The following is a 19655-nucleotide window of genomic DNA, read 5'->3' as shown; positions in this document are numbered from 1 at the left end:
CCGCATGTCATCACGCACTCTGCTCCGGGCCGCGCGCCGGCTCATGTTCGCGCTCGTCGCAACGGGCTGCTCGCTGGGCCCAACCACACCGCCGGCACTGGCCGGCTCCCGGTCGGTGTTGTTCATTGGCAACTCGCTGACCTACTCCAATAGCCTGCCAACCATGATGCAGGCCATTGGTCAACAGGTTGGGGATACGACACTATCCGTCGTCATGGTCGCCATGCCGGATTTCGCCCTGAGCGACCATTACCAGCAGGGCACGACGCGGGACTGGTTCCGTCGCCGGACATGGAATTACGTGGTATTGCAGCAAGGCTCATCGGCGCTCCCCGAAAGCCAGGCGCACTTGCGCGCGTGGTCGCTGCAGTTCGCCCCCATCATTCGGGAGGCGGGGGCTGAACCGGTGCTCTTCATGGTCTGGCCAATGAGCTCGCGTCTCTTTGATTTTCCAAACGTGGCCGTTTCGTATCGGAATGCAGCCATTGCGGTCGAGGGCATCTTTGCCCCCGCTGGTGAGGCCTGGGTGGCGTACGCCCGGCTGGCTACCGAGCAGAATCTCCCCGCCACCCTGGCGTACGGTGAACTCTACGCGGATGGTCTGCATCCCACACCGCTGGGCACCTATCTGAGTGCGATAGTCTTGCTGGAACGCATTTCGGGATTCTCGCCGACATCGCTCCCCGCAATCATTCCCGGCGTCCCGGTGCAACCCGCGGTGGTGCGCGCGCTGCAGGTGGCCGCTGCGCAGGCGCTCGCGGCCAATCCCCGATATCCACACCGCCTGCAATAGGCCATGCCTATACCAACCGTCCTTATGGTCGCCAGCCTCCTGGCCGCCGCACCACGGCAATCGCCGGTACCAGTGGATACGACGCAGGGGGATGCCGCCGCAGACGCTGCACAGGTGGCACGCCTGGCGTATCGAGAGGCGCAATCCGCGACCGACACGCGCGCGGCGGCGCTGCTGCGGCATGCCACCACCGCATGGCCAGCGCAACCGGTGTACTGGCTGGCACGCGCGCATCTGGGCATCCGCATGGCCGACAGCGCGACGGTACGGGAAGCCATCCGGGCCATCATGCGCCTCCAGCAGTCGCCGTCACTGCAGCGCGACACCCTTATATGGCGCTGGATCGATGAGCATGAGGACGCGGAGTTCCGGCAACAGCTCTCCCGTTCGGCGGCGCCCGTCACGGCGTCGTTCGTAACGGCCACTGTAGACTCCACGATTTTTGTGGAAGGCGCCACCGTCCGCGAGAAGACCGGTCAATTGGTGGTCAGCAGCCTCCGCCAGGGGACGGTGCTGGCCTGCGAACCGTCGGGACAGTGGCGCGATCTCATGCTGTCGCGCGACCCGCGGATACGCGCGGTGTTCGCGGTCCGGAGCGCCCCCGACGACTCCACGCTGTGGGTGACCACGGCGCCACATGTGCTGCGCCCAGGCCCCTCCCATAATGCGACTGCCGTCGAAGGCGCTGCGGGCATTGCCAGGGTGCATGTTGTGGATGGGACGGTGCTCGAGTGGCACCCGCTCCCCGCACCACAGTCCTCACATGTCCCTGGCGATCTCCTGCTATTGCCAACGGGTGATGTGCTGGTGAGCGACAGCGAGACCGCCCAGCTCTACCTGTGGCAGTCGGCACGTGGCAGCTGGCGCATCATTCATCATCCGGGGTTTCGATCACTCCAGGGCATGGCGTTACTCCCCGATGCCCGGCGAGTGATCATCGCCGACTATTCGCACGGCCTCTACCTCCTGCAGCTCGACAGCGTCAAGGTGCGTCGGATCCTTCACGCACCAGCGACCAGCGTCCTCGGGCTGGACGGTCTCGCGTGGCGTAGCGGGGTGCTCTACGCCGTGCAGAATGGGACTGCGGTGCCGCAGGTGGTTGCGATTGCTTTCAGTACGGACTTTTCCGCCGTTCAGCGAGTGCGCGTTGTTGACCGCCAACCTTCTCTGGCGCCGGCCCCCACCAGCATCGTCAGCAGTACGCACGGACTCTTTTACGTGGGCAATAGTCCATGGTCGCTCTTCGAAGACTCTGGAGTACGCACGTTGGAACCCGCACCGCCGTTGACCTCGGTGTTGCGGATACCAGAGGCAGAGCCACGCGACAATGGCAGCCGGAGCGTGGCCACGACCCCGCTACGACCGCTGCCATCTGCGGCAGCATCGTGCAGACGCAATGTCGCACCGGTTCCGTAGAGTCGTGCCAGCCGAGCGCGCAGATTGTCCAGTGCCGTCCCCGTCCCCTGAGCCGTGGAGGGGGGCCAGAGCCCAGGCCCCGTGTTGTGGACATCCAGCGTGATCGACTCGGCGTCAGCCCGTGACGCAATGGTCACGGTGCCGCCCTTCGCACTCCGCGCCACGCCGTGTACCAGTGCGTTTTCCACCAGAGGCTGCAAGGCAAACACGGGAACGAGAGTCTCCGGGAGCGCGGACAGTTGCCACTGAACAGTGAGGCGATCTGCAAACCGGACTTCTTCGAGGGCAAGATACCGACGGGTCAGTTCCAGCTCATGTGACAGTGGCACCTCCTGCAGTTCACTCGTCCGGAGCGACAGGCGAAGCAATTCAGCGAGTTGCACCACCACCTGCTGCGCCCGAGTGGGATCCCGCGCAATCAGCGTCACCACCGAGTTGAGGGCGTTGAACAGAAAGTGCGGTTGCAGCTGGGTGCGGAGCGCCGTCAACTGTGCCTGTGCCAGGTCCGCACTCACCTGCGCGGCATTGATCCGTTCCGCCTGTAACGTCGCCAGCCATCGAAACGCCAGCTGAGCGAGCACGAGGGCCGCGTAAATGACCACGAAGTAATCGCCGTTCGTGCGCACACCAATCACCAGCGTGCTTTCGAAGCCTCGCGATTCGGCGAGACCGAAGAACAAGGCGACCGCCGATTGCCAGAAAATCTGCGCCACGACCACCACAAGACCACTGGCGCCATAGGCGAGCCCCTGTACAACGACCGGTGTGCCTCGTCGCACGAGCAGATCCCCGAGGCGCCAGAGCAATGTGGTCCACAACACCCACGCTCCCCAGATCAGGAACTGCGAGGTGAGCAGTCCCACGAAGGAGAGCCCCGGATTCAGGCGGGAGGGGACCAGCACAAACCCGACCGTCCCGACCAGTGCCGGCACACACCAGAAGTACAGCAGCCAGCGTCGCAGCTGCTGCACGGGCGCCGGTGATGCCGTCACCATTCCCCGGCCAGACGCTTGGCCACCTCCACCCGCAAGTTCCGGCTGACCTTGAGCCGCTGTCCATCGCGGAGAATCATCATCTGGTCACCGCCAAACCAGGGCTGCAGCTCCTTCATGGCACGCATGTCCACAATCGTTTGGCGATGAATGCGTACAAACCGACGCGGATCGAGTCGGCTTTCAAGACTGGTGAGGGTGTCACGCAACTGATACGTGTCGCGACCAGCGTGCAGGATGACATAGTTGCCATCTGACTCCATCCACTGCACGTCAGCGAGCATCACCACCACCGTGCGCTGGTCCTGTTTCACCACCACACGGTCGATGTACCGAGGAACCGGGGGACGCGCCGATACCGTACCACCTGCATGGCCGGCGAGCAGTACCCCGAGCTGGCGGGCATGTTCGACTACCGCCTGCTGGGTCTGGCGTTCCATGGCCCTCGCCCAGGCACGCGCAAATCGTTCATCGTCGAAGGGCTTGAGCAGATAGTCCACCGCCGCCAAATCAAAGGCGTGTACCGCATATTCGTCGTAGGCCGTGGTAAAGATGGTGCACGGCATGTCCGCGGGCCCAATGCGCGTCACAACATCCAGACCGCTCCCTTCCGGCATTTGCACATCGAGGAACACCACCTGCGGGCGCCATGCTGAAATCAGCGTCACGGCAGCGTCGCCACTTCCCGCCTCACGGAGCTCGGCCGTTGGCGACTGCCGCCGTAGCAAATCCGCCACCCGTTCGCGCGCGAGGGGTTCGTCATCAACAATCAGGATGCGCTGGCTCATGGCCTCACGTCTGACGTTGAATCGTGGATCCGCTGCACGCGATCACTCACAAACAATGCGTCGCATGGGAATATCCATGCGCTGCTCGTTCCCGTTTCGAACGGCGGAGATGCTGGCCACCATCGAATCGGCACCGACGCGTCGATAGGCAATACGCTGCGGAAAATCATGCGCAGGATTCCCGAAAACGGCCAACGTATCGGAGAGGTGTGACGCGGCGAAACGCGTGGCAGGACCGCCTCCCGGCTGAGCCACATAGACAACGCGCCCCTCCTCCTCCACGATGCGCAACGCTTCCCACGCCCGCATACGGTCACCAGCCACCGTGCGACTCATCCCGATCATGCTTCCACCCGCCGGATGCATCCACTGCTCATCCGTCACCCGTGTCCCGTTGCGCTGCTGCCAGCAACCCGCCATCCAGCCCAGCCCTGTCACCGCATCCCGTTTCAACCCGTCCAGCCGCAGGCGCGGCGATGAAGACCCGACCGTGGGCCAGGCGCCAGCCATCAGTAACGTGAGCACTGCCAGAATTGGTGTTTGCATGATGCACACTGAACGATGGACACCACCCGCGTCACGGCAAGTGGGGTAAACGGGCCCCCGCTGGTGATGAACAGGGGTCGGATCGGGATCGCCGTTTGAGCTAGCGTCTCCCCTTCTGCTTCAGCGCTTGCCACTGGGTCAGGCGCTCACGCGCCGTCCGAACCATCACATCGGTTGGGACATCGTCGGCGTCCTGCAGTGCTTCTATCACGGCGGCGTGCGCAGCGACCGCCCGCTCCAACTCGGCCGCCCCAGCCGCGTTTCCCGCCTGTTTCAGTGTATCGGCAAGCGCTCGCCCCTCCAGCATGGCGTCATACAGCGCGACCGACAGATCATGCTGCTGTTTGAGCACCGCGAGCGGTGTCTGGACGCGTGGATCCATGCGCACGCGGAACGACTGCGAATGAACCGTACCGTCCACCGTCAGGCGAGCGGTGTACGTCCCGGGCATCACCCATGGTCCCTCGGGCTCACACTTCGTGTTGTACGGCGTCGCCGAGATGGGGAGGGCGCACTCGGTGGTAGGACGGGCGTAGTGCAGATCCCACGTAAAGCGCTGCATTCCCGCCATACGCGACGGCGCGGCCGCAGGCCGGAACCAGTACCACGGCGCATTGCCGGCATCGGCCGGCGCCGGCGTTGGATCGGTGCTCGAAAAGCGACGCACGACACGTTGCCGGGCATCCAGAATCTCAAGCGTGACCTGCCGGGCATCCCGCGGCAGGTAGTAATCAATCATGGCGCCATCCGGCGGATTCTCTGCGCGCGGCTCATCCGGGGGGATGGGGGTGTCGGTGTACATGGAATAGCGCACGCGAGTTGCCAGAGCGGGCTTGAAGAGCGTCACGCCAGAGGCCGAGGCCTCACGCCACTGCCGCAGCGCGGTGATGTTGTCCAGGATCCAGAAGCCACGCCCGTGTGTCCCCACCGCCACATCATCATCCTTGATGATGAGATCACGAATGGAAATGGGGGGCATGTTGAGCTTGAGCGGCTGCCACTGATCGCCATCATTCAGCGAGAACCAGACCTGCGTTTCCGTGCCCGCGTACAGCAGCCCGCGCCGCACGGGGTCCTCGCGAATCACATTGGTTGGCGCATCGGCGGGCATACCCGCGGTGATTTCGGTCCAGGTGGCCCCGCCATCGCGTGTCCGATAGAGATGCGGCCGCAGATCATCGAGTCGGAAGGTGTTTACCGCCGCATAGGCGGTATTGGCATCAAAATGCGAGGCGTCCATGATGGACACCTTCCACCACGGCGCAAGTTGCGGAGGTGTCACGTTCCGCCACGTCCGACCACCGTTACGTGTCACATGAATGAGCCCATCGTCGGTACCGGCCCACACGGTGTTGGAGTCCACCGGACTCGGCGCAATCGTATACACGACGCCGCGACGGGTTGGTGTGGCGGCCGGCGTACTGGCATAAATGCCGACACTCGCGGGGACAGTCCAGGTGGGGCGTGACAGATCGTCACTGAGTCGCTTCCAGCTACGCCCGCCGTTCACGGTTTCCCACACCACATTGGTGCCGTAATACAGTTTTCGCTTGTTGATGGGCGAAAAGAGAATCGGCATTGTGCGAATGCCGCGGAAATAGTCGGGACCGCTCCCGGCCCCTCCCCGACCCCGACCGGCATTGGGACTCACGTTTTGCACCTGCCCCGTTCGCCGGTCGAACCTGGTGACGGTCCCGCCATAGTAGATGTTGGGATTCAACGGATCGGGGGCCACGTAGCTGTACTCGCTGGCGCCCACCGGTCGCCAATCACGGTACGTAATGCTGCCATCGTTGCCGCGGCTTGAGACGCAGGCGGAGCCCGATTCCTGTTGCCCCCCACAGAGCTGGTACGGCCAGTTGTAGTCGGCCGTGACATGATAGAACTGCGCGGTGCCCTGATTGTACCATGAGCTCCACGTGTCTCCGCCGTTCACGGTCACCACAGCCCCCTGATCAGCCGCCAGCAGCATGATCTCCGGTGTCTGGGGATTGATCCACAGTCGCTGATAATCGTCGCCACCGGGTGCTCCCCGGAGACTCTTCCAATTGTATCCGCCATCGGTGCTCTTCCACGCCACCACGTTCATCGTGTAGAGCACATTGGCATCTCGCGGGTCCACGGTAATGGACGCGAAGTCATCACCCCGGCCATAGTACCGGCCATCAGCCGTCGTACGCACCCAGGTGGCACCGGCATCATCGCTTCGGTAAATCCCACTCTTGGCGCCCGCCGTGGCCGTGATGTACAAGCGACGCGGATCACTGGGGCTCACCCCAATCCCAATGCGCCCCAGTCCGTCCGCCGTGGTAGGTAGTCCACCCGCCAACTGCACCCAGGTCGCGCCACCGTCCACGCTTTTGAACAGCCCCGAATTGGCCCCACTCCAGGCAGCGTTCTCCCATGGCCCCTGACGGGCCTCCCACAGCACGGCATAGATCGTATTGGGATCGTTTGGCGACAATACCACATCGGCACCGCCAGTGTTCTCATCCTTGTAGAGCACCCGATCAAAGGACCGTCCACCATTCACCGAACGATAGATCCCCCGCTCCGTGTTGGGACCATACGGGTGCCCCAACACCGCCACAAACAAGCGGTCGGGATTTTTGGGATCGATGGCAATGCGCGGAATCTGTTGCCCGTCACGCAGGCCGAGATGCTGCCACGTTTTGCCGCCGTCGGCCGAGCGATACAGGCCATCGCCTGTAGACAGGTCCGGGCGTTGCAATCCCTCTCCACTCCCCACGTAAATCACGTTGGGGTCGGACGGCGCCACCTCAATGGCACCGATGGACCCACTCGACATGGCATCGGCAATGGGGTTCCAGGTCCGCCCGTAGTCCGTGGACTTCCAGACGCCACCATTCGTGGGGCCGATGTAGAACACATTTGGCTGCTGAGCGACCCCGACGGCACTCTTGGTGCGCCCGGCGCGGAACGGTCCAATGTGGCGCCAGCGCAGGCCGTGCAAGCTGCTGGTGCTCAGCCCCACTGGCGCCGACTGCGCGAGGCCTGTGTGGGGCAACAGCACGGCGCCCACCAACAGCGCTCGGAAGGTGAACCGGGAACGAGCCCTGAAAGACAGCATGGCGAGTGAGGTTGGGGTGGGTACCCGGTCCAATCTTAAGCCCGTGGCAGGAAAGTCCAGCGATCCTAGAACATCGCCTTGAACCAGTGCGCCACCCGGGTCAGCACGATGGAACGGCGCGGGAGCAGCACCTCCAGCTCCTCGGGCGTCTCCACCCACTTGCTCTGGCCGATAATCGACAGCAGATCCAGATACGGAATGACGGCCGGCCAGTTGGAGAGCGCGATCACAATTTCCCCATCACTGCTGAAACTGCGATCGTTCTGGTTCGCCGATCCCAGTAGCGTATAGAACACCACCCGGGCGCGCTGCTCGGCAGGTAATTCAGCATACCACTGCCGCACTACATCTTCGCCCACGTCAATCAACGGCTCCGCGTGGTCACCGAAAGACTGCACGGCGCTCTCGCGTGACTGAACTTGCGTCATGCGACGGGGCACGTACTGCCGCGTGAACTCCACCCACTCTTCGCGGGCCATGACACGCCACGCCTCTCGTGAGGCAATGAAGTTGGCCTTCATGTGCAACTGCGGAAAACGGCGATACTCAAAGTCGGTGGAGTCCGGCACCGGAAACGGCACGGTGGCATACTGGGCGGCGAGCGCTTCAAGCCCGGTGTACACCGACGGCGGAAAATCAAACAGATCATGGAGCCACTGGTGCCGCTGCAGCGTATTGCGCACCCCCAACACCTTGGCTGGAATGTTGGTTACGGGAAGATCCGAGTTGAAAATGCCCACTTTGAGCATCCCGCCGCGCTGGGCGAGCTCGCCCTGCCACACCTTTGAAGCCATCAGCAGACGCCACAACAATTCGCGACTCCGGATCATGGACCCGAAGCTGCGGGCGGGTGCATTGACGAGCGCTGGCGTGATTACCAACACCCGGGCACCGCGCAGCGACGCGCCCATCAGGGCTGATCCCCAGAACGTGCCATTCCAGAGCGAATCCGGAATCTTGATCACGGAACCCGGCGGCATCAGGGTATACAGGATGGCCTTGGCCACGGTGATCTGCTTCTCACTGAACCCCGTGCCATTCTGCAGGATGGCGGCTCGCAATCGGCGTGCACCGTCGGTGCCCATCTGCTCCACGCGGCCGGCATACTCATCGCTGAGTGCACGGGACTGGAGCAGCGCCGGAATCCGATTACCGGTCATTCCCTGTGAGAGCAGGACGTCACGCGCCGCTTGCTTGAGCGCCAGCGCGGCCGGCCCACGCAGCAGGAGCGAGCGGTCTTCCCACGACAGATTGGCGTAGTGCTCCCCCACTCCGGCGCCTGTCAGGATCGCTTCGCCACGATTCGGATCGTCTTCCGAGATATCGTAGAACGCCACCTTGCGATGATCGCGCATCCACGTGTCGGGCACCGGGAAGCCGGTGGCAATTCGCCAGCTCCAAAACGTGGGATCCGCAATGTTGGTAATGTTCACATGAATCTTCACCAGATTGCGGAGCCAGGATTCCCCGTACTGCCTGCGCTGGGCCGTGAGCAGCGCCGACTGATTCACGGCTTCGCGCAGCTCCTGTTGGGCGACGGCCAGTGAATCCTCCCACGCGCGATACTCATGGCCGAGCGAGACCTCGTGATACATCGGGTTCTCGAGCAACGTCATCCACAGGCGCGACTTCCGCGCTTCGTAGAAGAACTGGTCGAGCAGAATGACATAAGTGGGGAACCTGCCGGTCCGATCGTACTCGCGCACGCGCGCCGTCATGGCGGTGTAATACGACCGCAGCACATGCCGGAAGCTCATCTCATCCGGATTACCTTGTGCGTCGAGACCGCGAATGTCGTGAATCCACAGCACATGGTAATCCCGGGCGGCGCGAATCGTCCGACTGAGCTGCCATTGGAACTGTTCGTTGATCACGTATGACACGGAATTGCCATCGCGAAATGGCTGGCGCGTCGCACGGGTCAGCAGCTGATCCAATTCCGCCTGCGAATCATGCTGCTCAGGGCGGAGGGCCAATTGCAGTGGAAGCCAGACATAGCGGGCGCTGCCCCACTCGCGGTGTGCTCCGGCGCGCAGCGTCTCGACGAGATCGAGCAGATCGGAGAACACCGCCAGCGTGGCCTCTACCGCGCCGTCCGGCACCCCCGACTCCACATGCAGCCAGCGAAGAAAGGCACCACGCGCCAGCGCCACGAAGGGAACCGTCGTATCATCGCGCTTGTCCTGGCCGAGGAGGCGATCATACGGCAGGAGTACCTCGTCCAACAGAACCGCACGGGCCTGTTCCGCCACGCGTCGTCCCTGCAACGTAGGGGTGGTGATCGGTTCCGGCGCCGCCCCGTTGCCTGCGGCAGCCGTCGGCTCGGCACCAACAGCTACAGCGAGTGAAAAGGCCAGATCAATCGCCTCGTGATAGCGTTGTGATTCACGTTCGACCGCGGGACGGGTGGTATCCCCTCCTATGGCCGTCAGCGAATCGCGAATGGATTCGAGTCGCCGCAGAACGGTTTGATCGCTTCCCGCGCCACCTCGTCCGGTATGGTCCACCCACGGCACCGTGAGCAGCTGCATACGACGAGCGGCCACACGCGCCGTGTGCAGGCTGCTCCGGATTGCCGACGACGCAATGTCCGAATTGCGCGGCGGACGGGGGCTGACCCGCAAGGGCACATAGTCCCGGCGCGCCCTCGTCTTGCCGGTGGGAATGTTGCGCAGCACGGGCGTTTCCACGCCCACGAGGAACGCCGATTGCGCTCCGGCCAGCACGTCGAACCGCAGCACGGTTCCATCACGGAACAGCCCGCCCCGTCGCACCGGTTGGACCAGTGAGATCATGGGACGCCAGGCGCCGTTGCCGAAACGGTAATCCACACCGGCCGCAAGGCGCAGAAACGGTGACGCCATGCGGAGACGTGCCCCACCCGCGGCCTTGGTATCGAGGGAGCCACCGTACAGCTCCGCGTGCACACCACCCAAGCCAAGCACTCGACTCGCCAACTCCGTATACGCCCCCAGGCGGACCTCGGTTGCCACCGCATGCTCTCCACCGGCCGTCTGGATTCCTCCAACGAGCCCCGTGGTCGGCTGCCAGCGTTTAGGCTGCCCCAGTGATGCCGTGGTTCCACCCTCGTCCGGTCGTCGTGCCTGTGCAGCAGCCGTCGGCGTGATCGCCAGCAGATGACTGCAGACAAGCACAAGCAGAAAGGCACGGGGCGTCATGGTGAACGAGGTCCTTGTTGTGAAATGGTGTCACCAATTGATCGCCTGCGCGCGCAGGCGGACAGTTGCGTGGCATCCGGATACAGGCCAGCCAGCAGTCGCCACGATCCGTTGGTTTCCAGCACGCCATACCCCAACCTTTCCCGACAGGACGCGGCGAATTCACCACCCACCACATGCACCAGATCCCACATGACACCGGAGATCCGGCGAATGGAGTGGTGATTCCCGAAATGGCGTTGCCACCAGCCGTCGGCGTTGAGCCCCTCCGTCATATCCACCGTTTCCAGCCCTGCGCGCAGTACTGGTGTTGGCTCGGCGAGCCCCGCGCGCGGCGAATCGTGCATACGTCGGGAAATCGTGAGCGCCCGGTCTCGGCGGGAACTGTACAGCACGATGCGCTGCGCGCTCGGCCGCAGTTGCGGGAGCAGCGTATCGGCAAAGCGCATCGCCTCAAGATCAGGCGCGAGAAATGCCAATGCCCGCAACGGTTCCGCCAGTTTGGGATCTGGCAATCCGGTTGCCTGAGCGGGGGCCGGCCTGCCCAGCGGGAAGGAGTCGCGTGTTTCCGCGCCAGTCAGCACTTCACCAACGAGGCGAGCACCAAGTGAGTGAGCGGTCAACACCACGCGTGGTGCGCCAATCGCGGCGATGACGGCATCGAGCACCTGCCGGAATAGCGGGACGCTGGCCACGACGGCAGCCGTGTCCTCCTCATACGCGCGTACAACCAGACTGCCTCCACGGGGCCACGTAATCCCGGCCCCGTGCGATGGCCAGCAATAGGCAATCCACGGGACAGCAGACCCGGAGCGAATACGAGCCTGCATTGGGTTCGACCAGCACTCGCCAAGTCCGGTGCCGAAGCCGTGCACGTACACCAGCGCCAGGTCGTTCGGAGCAGGCTGCGTCGTGACGCGCTGGGCGAGCACCGAAATAAAGGCCTCACGGGTATAGCGGATGGAGTCACGCAGCGTCAATTGCAGAGCGCTGGTGAAGGGATCGCGCGGGTTGGTCCGGTCGTATATGGCAGCACCGTATTCCACCGAGTCGGCCAGAACCCGTTTGTCGTGCCCCTCTTCACGTGCTCGTGCGGACGCATACCAGATGGTATCCCGTATCGTACTGGGGGACATGACCATCGAACGGGCCACGCACGCCGACAGCAGGAAGGCGAGGCCCGCCAGCAGTATCGCGCGCTGCGGGCCCGTTCGGTGCCGTCGCTGTTGTGTGCCTGGTGTTGTCATACGGGACTCGCTCCTGCGCGACCCAGAGGTACCGGACATCCCTATGCGCCAAGATGTTGGCCCCGACAGGCAGACGCAAAAGGGGAACCCGTACAGCGTTGCAAGGCGCTCGCCGGATCCGCTCCGGTATTGCCGGGGACGACGGCGACCGGTCACGGCCCAGCGACGGTTCGGCAACAGAAGCCTCCACCCTGAGTCGTCCCCCATGAAGGTGGCTACACTTCGCGAGCCTCCCGATCCCTTCACCCGCTTGCCTCATGTTGCATCTTTCCCTCGCCGTGCGCTCCCGGGCCACCGCCGTAGCGCTCACCACGATGTGCAGCGCCTTGTGCGTACCCGCCCCTCGCCTCGTCGCACAGCCCATGCGGAGCGCGCGATCGTTCGAGATCATCGGGCATCGTGGCGCGGCCGGGTTGGCACCGGAGAATACGCTGGCCGCATTCCGGCGCGCCTGTGCCCTTGGCGTCACCGGCATTGAACTCGACGTTCACCTCTCGGCCGACAGCGTGCTGGTAGTACATCATGATTACACGTTACACCCCGATCTGACGCGCGACAGCAGCGGCGCCTACAGCATTGCCGAACCGCGGCCTCTGTTACGCGCGCTCTCGGTCCCGCAATTGCAGCGCTATGATGTGGGGCAGCTGCGCCCGGGATCGGACTATGCCAAGCGTCACCCTCTCCAACAGCCAAGTGAGGGTGAGCGCGTGCCAACGTTGGCCGCGGTGATTGCATTGTTCAAGGCGGAGTGTGCCCCACCCACGCGACTCGTCGTGGAAATCAAGACGGATCCCACGCACCCGGAGCTCTCAGCGCCGCCCGCGCTGCTGGCGGAGCGAACGATCGCCCAGCTTCGGGACCACGGCGTGGATGATCGCGCCCAGATCATCGCCTTCGATTGGCGGGCCGTGATGCGTGTGCAGCAGATCGCTCCCACCATGCCGACCAGTTACCTCACCTTCGAAGGGCGGGACTCGACCGACTGGAACACCATACAGATTGGTCGCCCCGGTGCGGCCATTTGGATGGGTGGCGTCGATGTGGATGCCCACGGCGGCTCTGTACCGCGGGCGATAGCGGCCGCTGGTGGCAAACACTGGTCCCCGCACCTTCGGAACGTGACCGCCGAACGCCTCGCCGAAGCTCATGCGTTGGGCCTTCGGGTGTATCCGTGGACGGTAGACGACCCGGCCGACATGAAGGCCCTGATCGCCATGGGTGTGGACGGGATCACCACCGATCGTCCGGATCTGCTCCGTGCAGTGCTCGTCGCACTCGGACGGGAACAGGGCGCGCGCTCACGATAAACGGAATGAGCCTGCACATTTTTTAAGTTGTACCGGGTGCGGCGCATGAGACTTGCAATGATGAACGCTGTCGACCGAGCGCATTCTGCTGGTCCAGCGTTGACATCTCCAACAACACCATTGCCTCATGCACCAGTCTCGACTGTCACGTCACGCGCGGAGCACACTCCGCGCGTGTTTGCTTTCCACGCTCGCGCTGCTGCCAGCCACGCCGTTGTTCGCGCAGCAGGTTGGTGTGTCCGCCGTTCCCTCAGCCCAGCGTATCCAGTGGGATGCGGATTTTCCGCTCGAAGATGGCTACCTCTACGGTGGCCGACTGGCACTCCGCTTTGGCAAGTGGGTGGAACTGCAGCCGTTCTATTTCCTGCAGAACAAGGCCAAGCCCGATGCCACACGGGGCGGCGCACTATTTGGCCCTCGCTCCCTAGGGAAATCACTGGATCTCCAGCATTACGGGACGAGCATACAGTTCAATTTGAGTGATGCCGCAGTCGTTCCCTTTGCACGTCTCGGAGCGGGCGTCCTTCGCCTTGAACCAGACTCTGCCCCTCGGCAAGATCGTATCGCAGTGAGTGCCGGGGGAGGCGTGCGCTTCGGATTTGCGGGACTGAACGCGGAAGTGTACGCGGAACAGATGGGCTTTCGCATGAGGCCCAACACGCTCTTTGGCCCCGACACTACCAGCACGGAAAACCTGAAGACCCTGCGTAACGTTGTTTATGGTGCGGCGGTTACCATTCCCCTGAGCACCATGCGCAGCGACGAGGGCAATGATGGCGGGCTGAGTGGCTCAACGGCACCACTCGAACTATTTGTTGGCCAGCTGCGCTACGCCGGTGCGCATCGACTGCCCGATCTGGAAGTAGCTGGCGTTCGGGCGGGCATTGATTTTTCGCCGGTGTTCGGGATCCGAGGCTTCTACTGGCGCGGAGTGAACGACGATCGGGATGGCCCCGCGCCAGTAGCCGGGTTCGGTGGCGAAGCGCAGTTCAACCTGTCCACCGGCGCAGGGCTTTCACCATACCTGATCACCGGCGCGGGACAAATTGACTACAAGGACACGTTCGCGGACTCGCTGGGCGGCAAACGAGTAGACAAGACCGCGTTTATCGTAGGGGGCGGTGCCAGCTTCCGGCTAACGGATCGATTGCGCATCAATGGCGCCATCCGCGACTACATCATGACCGTTGATGAAGATCTCGACGCCGTGGCGAGCACCAGCGATTTGACCCACAACACCATGCTGACCGCTGGGCTCACGATCAGCTTTGGCGGGCGCTCCACGCCGTCGGCGCAGCAGCAAGATCGAGAGCGCAGTATCAAGATGCGCGGAATGCGGGCGTCTCCGGACAGCCTCCGTATGAGGAGCGACTCCAGTCGCCGCCTAATGCAGCCGCAGATCCAACGGGGCGCTACGCCATCATCACAATGGATCACGATCCCCGTACCGACTCAGGGAGAAGTCATTTTGCGGTATGGCTGGCCCCCACGGACCATGGGCAGTGACAGTGTGTTGGTCCAACGAATGGACGGCATGCTGATGCGTCGCGATAGCGTCATGAGTCCTTCAAACACGCCGCCCGCGATAGCACCGGCGGGAGATCTTTCGGCGGAGCTCCGGGAAATGGAGCGCCGGCTTTCGACGCGCATTGATGCGCTCCAGCGCGCCGCACTCATCCCGCCCCCCCCGCAGACTGTCACCGTGATTGCCCCTCCCTCCGCTCAGGAGGTCGTCACGCTGGACCGTGACGCGGCTCCGGTCTTTCAACGATTGCAACGCACCCGCACCAGTGACCTGCGCCCCTATGCCGGGCTGGGATTCGATGACGGGGACGTGCAGTTCGTCGTTGGCACACGCGCCGATTTGGGGCCTATCCGTCCGAATAGCGGATTCCGCTTTGTCCCTGAGCTCGCCGTTGGTTTTGGCGGCGATAATCTGTCAGTACTCGCGCTGGCCAATGTGCAGTATACGTTCGGCTCCTTTGGCGGCACCCGGACAATTCACCCCTACGCCACCGTAGGAGCCGGCATCTTTTCGCCCACCGTCCTCGGGGTCAACACGGCCGTTGGGTCGTCGTTCTCCCTGCGTCCGGCCACAGAGACGCCTTTGTATCTGAACATGGAACTGCAGGGGATCAATCTCTTCAATCAGACGCGTGTGCTCGTCGGCCTCAGCCGAAACAGATAGCCCCGTCTGGCCACTACCGGCGTAAACGCCACTCCGCATCGCGTCCGGGGCCCCGACCGGGCGCCGCAAACCAGCCAGGCCACCCTGTCCGAAAGCTGCCCCCCTCCTTTGGAACTCCACTAGGGAACTGCTCGCGCCCGTGCCTGAAAATGCGTAGACTTCCGAAAGCTCCTTCCGGAGACTGAAGATTGTCCCCTACATGGGTCGTCTTGTCTAACCTGACTGCGATGCTCTGGAACGCGATGGGAATGCACTGCCAGCCAGGGCGTCGCTGACCGTGTCCTACGTAGCGAATTCGCCTGCGACCGGTGGTTCCCTCAATACGCTCCGGCCCATGGCTGCCGTCGCCGCGGCAATCATGGTGGGGTTTGTCGTCTATAACCTCATCGATTTTCCGCCGGGCATCCGCGAGATCATGGCCACCCATGATGCGATCACCGCGCTGGTGTGCGGGTCGGTCTGGTGGTTGATTCGCGGGGGACGCGTGCGTGAAGCACAGTCGCACGCGATAGGCACGGGCATGATACTGCTGATTGCCAGCAATATCCTGCTGGCAATGTGGCTGCTGCGTGAGCCGTACCATGCCATCTATCTTTGCGTCCTGCTGGTCGGTGCCGGCGCCGGCATGACGTCTGTACGGTGGGGCGCGATCGCGGTGGCATTGCTCTGGGCAGCCGCGGTGCCGGTATTGCTGCGCGTCGCCGAGCCGTCGCTCGTGGCGCGCTACCTGGCCATGATGGCGGCCACGTCTGCCGTGGCCATTGCGCTCATTGTCCTTCGCGCCCGGAATCTTCGCGAGCTGGCGGTACTCACCGAACTCGATCAGCAGCAGCGTCGTGCACTGAATGAGGCGCTGGCCGACCTCGATGCGAAGGTCTCCCTCCGTACGGCAGAGCTTCGATCAGCAAATGCCGCACTGCAGACCCAGATGGAAGAGCGGGCCCGCGCAGAACAGGAAGCCAGGTTGCTTGGCGAGCAGCTGCTGCACGCACAACGATTGGAATCACTGGGGCGCCTGGCTGGTGGTGTGGCGCACGACTTCAACAATCTGCTCACCGTCATTGACGGCAATCTCCACCTCTCGCTCGAAGATCTGCCTCCGGGCGCCAATCGGGAGCCGCTTGAGGATGCCCTCGGCGCCAGCGAGCGTGCCGCCAATCTCACCAAGCAATTGCTCGCATTCGGCCGCAAGCAGGTCATTGAGCGTACGGTCTTCGATGCGGGCAAACAAGTTGAAGATATCGCCCGCATGCTGCAACGCGTTCTCGGTGAGCGCATTGAGTTGCTCGTCAACGCCACGGAGCGGGATTTGTGGGTCAATGGGGATGCGAATCAAATAGAGCAGATCCTCATGAACCTGATTGCCAACGCGCGTGATGCCATGCCCAATGGCGGTGAGTGCCACGTGGAAGTATCGCGCGTGGGATTGGTGAATGCACCGTTCGTTCGCATTCGGGTGCGCGATACAGGCATCGGATTGGACGTGAGTGTCAGAGAGCACCTCTTCGAGCCGTTCTTCACAACGAAGGCCCCGGGTGAAGGGACCGGCCTTGGGCTGGCGACGGCCTATGGTATCGTCCAGCAGCACGGTGGTTCAATTCTCGTAGAGTCGAGCCCTGGCGCGGGTGCCACCTTTGACGTGCTGCTGCCGGCAGTGGAATCGGCAGCACAGCCCACTTCGGAAGTGGTGGCCACCATTTCCGACGCCGGCGGCTCTGAGACCGTCCTCCTGGTGGAGGACGAGGATGCCGTTCGCCGGGTGGCCGAGCGGTTCCTGCGGCGCCAGGGATACAACGTACTGGTCGCGTCAGGCGGCGCGGAAGCGCTCGAGATTGCCTCAACGAGTCATCCGCTCGACTTGTTGTTTACCGATGTCATGATGCCGGGAATGAACGGATTCGAGCTCGCGGAACGCCTTCGGCATCTGCAGCCTGGCATCAAGGTGATGTTCGTGAGTGGCTACACCGGAGACTACCTGGAGACACAAACGGGCGAGCTCCCGGCTGGGACCCATTTCGTGTACAAGCCCTACGAGCCTCGCCGAACCGCACACCTGATTCGCGAAATTCTCGATGGCCGATCAATGGATGCGGCCTGAGTACAGGGCAGCACATTCCAGGGCCTCGCCAACAACCGGCATGATCCCTGGAATTGCTGTATTACAATGGTGACGTCCGGCAGCGCGAGGCCAACAGCCCCGTGGCGGCCTTCAAATCAAGATCGGCCAGAAACAACCCATGCTGCCCGTACGGCTGATAGCCCAGCAACGAACCATCTGGATTCGCGACAGCCGACGTCGTCCCCGCCCCTTCGCTGGCATAATTCACCGTGGCAAAGTACACGGTGTTTTCGGCGGCCCGACAGAAGACCGCCTTTTCGTGAAAGCTGTTGCGCGGATCTGCGTACGTTGATGGTGTAAAGCCGCCCGGCTCGGCGACACTCGCGTGCGGATGGAACACCACCTGAGCGCCACGTCGAGCGGCCCATCGTACCGTTTCGGGATATCGCCACCCCTCGTGGCAAATCACCACTCCAAAGGTGAGCGTGCCCACCGTAAACACTCGGCGTTCCGCCCCAAAAGCGGGATAGATAGGCTCCTCCGAGGGGTCAATCTGCCCCTTGTCCTGCCATCCCAGCAGCGTGCCACCTGTGTCGAACACGGCGGCCGAGATCTGCAGACCACCCGGCGTTAGCCGTTCCATGCCCATCACGACACCTACACCGGCGGCCTTCGCCGCCGCGCCAACCGACAGAAGCGCCTGGGCGAGAAACGCGGCATCGGGTGCTGGTCGTGACGTTGCTGTCCAACGATATCCCGGAACAAAACATTCGGGGAAACAGACGATGAGTGCGCCGGCCGCACCGGCCTCGGCAATAGCCGCGGCCGCAAGGGCAACAGACTCGTCAGGCGTCGTTGCGGCCCGAAGGTTGGCCAGGGCAATACGGACAGTGGTCGCCATGGAATTGCGCGTGAAGGATGAGTCGTAACCCAGCAGAAAGCCGACACCTGGTCACCCTTGGAGTGTAACGCCACGCGCGGATCCTGTCTCGTGCTAGCTTACCAGATGCAACCCAATGTGCAAATCAGCGCCATCGCGCATGTCATTCAGCTGGCCATCGCGCCAGTCTTTCTGCTCACCGGTATTGCGTCGCTCCTTGGCGTGCTGACCAACCGGCTGGCCCGGGTCATTGATCGGGCGCGTTTGCTCGAGGGGCATCTGCCTGATCTCACGGGGGAATTCAAACTCGTGGCAGGCGGTGACCTGACGATGTTGTCACGGCGGGCGCGACTCATCAACCGCGCCATCAGCCTGTGTACGACCGCGGCATTACTGGTGTGCGTCGTGATTGCCGTGCTATTCGTGAGTGCATTCCTGTCGCAAGACCTGTCGCGACTCATCGCGGGGCTGTTCGTCATTGCGATGGGGTGCGTAATTGCCGGGTTGGTAAGCTTTCTGCGCGAGGTGTATTTCGCGACCCAATCCCTGCGCATAGGGCCGCACTGACGCGCGGGCGACTCCGCGCGCCAGACGTGACTGAAACATGTCGTGCCGTTGGTAGTACACCTTATTCAGCCGCGCGCTGCCTGCTCGATGACGGCGATATCAATCTTGCGCATGGTCATCATGGCCTTGAACACACGCTTGGCGACCGCCGCATCAGGATGCGTCACGCCCTGCGAAAGCACGACCGGTGTGATCTGCCAATTCAGCCCCCACTTGTCCTTGCACCAGCCGCACGCACTTTCCTGCCCGCCGTTCCCTACTATGGCGTTCCAATAGCGATCCGTTTCTTCCTGGTTTTCGGTCGCCACTTGGAAGGAAAACGCCTCCGTCTGAGGAAACTTTGGCCCTCCGTTGAGCCCCAGGCAGCGAACACCCAATACGGTGAATTCCACTGTCAAAACCTGCCCGGTGGTGCCATCGGGGAAATCCCCAGGCGCCCGATGCACCGCGTGGACCGTTGATTCCGGAAACGTGGCCGAATAAAAGCGTGCGGCCTCTTCGGCGTCTCCGTTGTACCACAGGCAGATCGTGTTCCTGGCGTGAACAAACATGCGTTGTTCCTCATTGGAGTGGGATGATCGACAGCGTATCGCTTGGACTCC

13 protein-coding genes are annotated in these 19655 nt (G+C 63.0%); 5 read left to right on the top strand and 8 right to left on the bottom strand.

The window, feature by feature from the left end; translation table 11 throughout:
* Window positions 1-4 precede the first annotated feature (4 nt).
* Window positions 5-793, top strand: coding sequence for an SGNH/GDSL hydrolase family protein (locus GEMMAAP_RS05660; RefSeq protein WP_026849883.1), 789 nt, complete (start codon window positions 5-7; stop codon window positions 791-793).
* 1214 nt (window positions 794-2007) lie between these two features.
* Here GEMMAAP_RS05660 and GEMMAAP_RS05650 read toward each other — a convergent pair.
* The 6 genes from GEMMAAP_RS05650 to GEMMAAP_RS05625 form a co-directional block, all read right to left on the bottom strand.
* Window positions 2008-3204, bottom strand: a complete 1197-nt coding sequence (locus tag GEMMAAP_RS05650) for a sensor histidine kinase (RefSeq protein WP_053334217.1) — start codon at window positions 3202-3204, stop codon at window positions 2008-2010.
* On the bottom strand, window positions 3198-3989 hold the full coding sequence (locus tag GEMMAAP_RS05645) for a LytR/AlgR family response regulator transcription factor (protein WP_026849885.1): 792 nt from the start codon (window positions 3987-3989) through the stop codon (window positions 3198-3200). The genes GEMMAAP_RS05650 and GEMMAAP_RS05645 overlap by 7 nt, the downstream gene beginning before the upstream one ends.
* Before the next feature lie 42 nt (window positions 3990-4031).
* A complete protein-coding gene (locus GEMMAAP_RS05640) occupies window positions 4032-4535 on the bottom strand; it encodes a DUF6265 family protein (protein WP_053334218.1) in 504 nt (167 codons plus the stop codon).
* Between the two features lie 100 nt (window positions 4536-4635).
* Window positions 4636-7530 carry a WD40/YVTN/BNR-like repeat-containing protein gene (locus GEMMAAP_RS05635; RefSeq protein WP_425482929.1) on the bottom strand — a complete coding sequence of 965 codons (2895 nt, stop codon included), beginning with the start codon at window positions 7528-7530 and terminating at the stop codon, window positions 4636-4638.
* A 161-nt stretch (window positions 7531-7691) separates the two neighbouring features.
* A complete protein-coding gene (locus GEMMAAP_RS05630) occupies window positions 7692-10805 on the bottom strand; it encodes a hypothetical protein (protein ID WP_026849888.1) in 3114 nt (1037 codons plus the stop codon).
* Window positions 10802-12052, bottom strand: coding sequence for an alpha/beta fold hydrolase (locus GEMMAAP_RS05625; protein WP_158514748.1), 1251 nt, complete (start codon window positions 12050-12052; stop codon window positions 10802-10804). Before GEMMAAP_RS05625 ends, GEMMAAP_RS05630 begins: the two co-directional genes overlap by 4 nt.
* Window positions 12053-12309: 257 nt before the next feature.
* On the opposite strand from GEMMAAP_RS05625, the gene GEMMAAP_RS05620 reads away from it, so the two are divergent.
* From GEMMAAP_RS05620 to GEMMAAP_RS05610, 3 genes are all read left to right on the top strand, one after another.
* Complete coding sequence (locus GEMMAAP_RS05620; RefSeq protein ID WP_053334220.1) at window positions 12310-13359, top strand: glycerophosphodiester phosphodiesterase; 1050 nt, start codon at window positions 12310-12312, stop codon at window positions 13357-13359.
* A 127-nt stretch (window positions 13360-13486) separates the two neighbouring features.
* A complete protein-coding gene (locus tag GEMMAAP_RS05615; RefSeq protein ID WP_026849890.1) occupies window positions 13487-15547 on the top strand; it encodes an outer membrane protein in 2061 nt (686 codons plus the stop codon).
* A gap of 334 nt (window positions 15548-15881) precedes the next feature.
* Window positions 15882-17645 carry an ATP-binding protein gene (locus tag GEMMAAP_RS05610; protein WP_053334221.1) on the top strand — a complete coding sequence of 588 codons (1764 nt, stop codon included), beginning with the start codon at window positions 15882-15884 and terminating at the stop codon, window positions 17643-17645.
* A 61-nt stretch (window positions 17646-17706) separates the two neighbouring features.
* On the opposite strand, the gene GEMMAAP_RS05605 is transcribed toward GEMMAAP_RS05610, so the two are convergent.
* Window positions 17707-18507: a carbon-nitrogen hydrolase family protein gene (locus GEMMAAP_RS05605; RefSeq protein ID WP_026849891.1), complete on the bottom strand. Its 801-nt coding sequence runs from the start codon at window positions 18505-18507 to the stop codon at window positions 17707-17709.
* A 105-nt stretch (window positions 18508-18612) separates the two neighbouring features.
* On the opposite strand from GEMMAAP_RS05605, the gene GEMMAAP_RS05600 reads away from it, so the two are divergent.
* Complete coding sequence (locus GEMMAAP_RS05600) at window positions 18613-19053, top strand: DUF2721 domain-containing protein (protein ID WP_026849892.1); 441 nt, start codon at window positions 18613-18615, stop codon at window positions 19051-19053.
* Window positions 19054-19118: 65 nt separating this feature from the next.
* Here GEMMAAP_RS05600 and GEMMAAP_RS05595 read toward each other — a convergent pair whose 3' ends face one another.
* Window positions 19119-19604 (bottom strand): VOC family protein, encoded by a 486-nt coding sequence (locus tag GEMMAAP_RS05595; protein WP_026849893.1) that lies wholly within the window; start codon window positions 19602-19604, stop codon window positions 19119-19121.
* Window positions 19605-19655 lie beyond the last annotated feature (51 nt).

This window comes from Gemmatimonas phototrophica (assembly GCF_000695095.2).
In the GTDB taxonomy this organism is placed as follows: Bacteria; Gemmatimonadota; Gemmatimonadetes; order Gemmatimonadales; family Gemmatimonadaceae; genus Gemmatimonas; species Gemmatimonas phototrophica.
This window is presented reverse-complemented; position numbering and strand designations above follow the sequence as displayed.

Coding starts and splice junctions, on each gene's coding strand:
- GEMMAAP_RS05660 (WP_026849883.1), top strand. CDS start 5: ATGTCATCACGCACTCTGCTCCGGGCCGCGCGCCGGCTCATGTTCGCG.
- GEMMAAP_RS05650 (WP_053334217.1), bottom strand. CDS start 3,204: ATGGTGACGGCATCACCGGCGCCCGTGCAGCAGCTGCGACGCTGGCTG.
- GEMMAAP_RS05645 (WP_026849885.1), bottom strand. CDS start 3,989: ATGAGCCAGCGCATCCTGATTGTTGATGACGAACCCCTCGCGCGCGAA.
- GEMMAAP_RS05640 (WP_053334218.1), bottom strand. CDS start 4,535: ATGCAAACACCAATTCTGGCAGTGCTCACGTTACTGATGGCTGGCGCC.
- GEMMAAP_RS05630 (WP_026849888.1), bottom strand. CDS start 10,805: ATGACGCCCCGTGCCTTTCTGCTTGTGCTTGTCTGCAGTCATCTGCTG.
- GEMMAAP_RS05625 (WP_158514748.1), bottom strand. CDS start 12,052: ATGACAACACCAGGCACACAACAGCGACGGCACCGAACGGGCCCGCAG.
- GEMMAAP_RS05620 (WP_053334220.1), top strand. CDS start 12,310: ATGTTGCATCTTTCCCTCGCCGTGCGCTCCCGGGCCACCGCCGTAGCG.
- GEMMAAP_RS05615 (WP_026849890.1), top strand. CDS start 13,487: ATGCACCAGTCTCGACTGTCACGTCACGCGCGGAGCACACTCCGCGCG.
- GEMMAAP_RS05610 (WP_053334221.1), top strand. CDS start 15,882: ATGGCTGCCGTCGCCGCGGCAATCATGGTGGGGTTTGTCGTCTATAAC.
- GEMMAAP_RS05605 (WP_026849891.1), bottom strand. CDS start 18,507: ATGGCGACCACTGTCCGTATTGCCCTGGCCAACCTTCGGGCCGCAACG.
- GEMMAAP_RS05600 (WP_026849892.1), top strand. CDS start 18,613: ATGCAACCCAATGTGCAAATCAGCGCCATCGCGCATGTCATTCAGCTG.
- GEMMAAP_RS05595 (WP_026849893.1), bottom strand. CDS start 19,604: ATGTTTGTTCACGCCAGGAACACGATCTGCCTGTGGTACAACGGAGAC.